The organism is Acidithiobacillus sp. TH-A36 (genome assembly GCF_057473445.1).
The window spans coordinates 1-1,604 of sequence record NZ_JBYCKP010000037.1 but is presented as its reverse complement, the minus strand read 5'-3'; the positions used below and the strand labels follow the sequence as shown (position 1 = coordinate 1,604).

Sequence of the window (1,604 nt, the reverse complement as noted above, 5' to 3'; positions counted from 1 at the left end):
CATCCAGAGGACTCATTTCCTGAATCAGATTATTGAGCGGACAACCGTAGCGAATGACAGACTCATCGGCATGGGAAATTTCTTCTGCAATGAGATTACACAGTCCTTTAATGGGATTGTCATGCTGAGCCAGTATGGTAATCCAGCGGTTCTCCAATTGTGGCCTGATCACTTCTGTAATGACTGCGAGGCCGAGATCGTGTTTGGTGCCAAAATGATGATAAAACGCCCCTTTGCTCACAGAAGCCTTGGCAAGAGTACGTTCCAGACTTGCGGCCTGAAAACCGTATTTCAAAATTTCGTGGTAAGCGGCATCCAGCAGATCGCTGCGTGTCTGCTTCGGATTGCGAATGTTACGTCGGTTCATAGTTATCATAAAGTTAGAAGATGCCGACCAAGCAGTATCTTGTCAATTATCCCAAATCCACAATTGAATGGAACGGGCGCTGTGGATGGCGTACGCCACTTCATTTTATCTCGGGTTTGATAGCTGGCCGAATCGACGCGTAGGATCGCCCGGCGGGTATGTCTGTCTGCTCCGGAAAAGAAGCAGTTTGTGCAGGCACTGACCCATTATTCTGTAGCAAATTATGCTGCGCATTTCACCCATTACGCCGGTCAAAAGTTTAGTAGCCCCGTCTCCAAGAGCGTGCCTGGCCACCGAATGATGGTCAGCACTACGTTGAAGTCCGGCAATGGCGGTAGAAACAATACGTTTGATTATCTGCTCAGCCAAACCCATGGCCAATGGAAAATTGTCAATGTAACGACAGACGGCGTCAGCAACCTGGCGATGCAGAAAGCGGAATTTACGGGTGCTCTGAAAAAAGGCGGGATCCATGCATTGCTGAATGACATCAATAAACGCTCGGAAATGTTGGCGCACGCAGCCCCCTAATAGTTCATTTGTTGAATGAATGGTGTTATCAATAAAGGAGACTATGATGAATAAAACTCAGGTGAAAGGTCGTGTAAAGCAGGTCAAAGGTGCAGTTAAAGAAGTCGCCGGTAAAATTACCGGAAATGCTCAGCAAGAGGCTGAAGGTAAAGTCACAAAGGAAGCAGGAGAAGTACAGGAAAAATGGGGTGACTTCAAAGAGAAGCTATCCGATTAAATGTTTTCTTGTCGCTCTTTATCGAGAAAATTATAAATGAATTAATCGGTAATTTTCTTGTGTGAATACTCCACCGGCTAAAGCCGGTGGCTTCAGGTTACGGCTGGAAGCCGGATCGGTCGGCACTAAGGCCGACGGCTGTCGCTACAGGCCATGAAAAACATCATCTCATTCCGGCAGGGTTTGGTTCTTGATGCGCGCCTGCCAAACCTTAACCGTTCGGAGACCAACATCCCCCCCCAACAACTTGGTAACGTACTTCGTCGGCAAGATCAGGTGGTGCTTACAGGCCCAAAACGTGGGACTACCACTTTTATCAGAATCCATGCTCGTGATTATGTCACCGGACCTATCCACCGCCTAAAGGCGGGGGGTTTACGGATCCCCTATCGGGGACTCTAAATTGTTCCATGAGTAACAACTGGAGGTTAATATATGAGTAAAAATCCTATTATTGCCATCAATCAGTCAAAAGTAGCCAATCGGCCG

3 protein-coding genes are annotated in these 1,604 nt (G+C 47.5%); 2 read left to right on the top strand and 1 reads right to left on the bottom strand.

What is annotated here, in order from left to right:
- The coding region (locus AC2VLY_RS00895) for a TetR/AcrR family transcriptional regulator (RefSeq protein WP_486891740.1) at positions 1 to 367 on the bottom strand (367 nt) is incomplete at its 3' end.
- A 123-nt stretch (positions 368 to 490) separates the two neighbouring features.
- Between AC2VLY_RS00895 and AC2VLY_RS00890 the strand changes: the two genes are divergently transcribed.
- Both AC2VLY_RS00890 and AC2VLY_RS00885 read left to right on the top strand, forming a co-directional pair.
- Positions 491 to 898, top strand: coding sequence for an ABC transporter substrate-binding protein (locus AC2VLY_RS00890; protein WP_486921609.1), 408 nt, complete (start codon positions 491 to 493; stop codon positions 896 to 898).
- A 43-nt stretch (positions 899 to 941) separates the two neighbouring features.
- Positions 942 to 1,115, top strand: a complete 174-nt coding sequence (locus tag AC2VLY_RS00885) for a CsbD family protein (protein ID WP_310514883.1) — start codon at positions 942 to 944, stop codon at positions 1,113 to 1,115.
- Positions 1,116 to 1,604 lie beyond the last annotated feature (489 nt).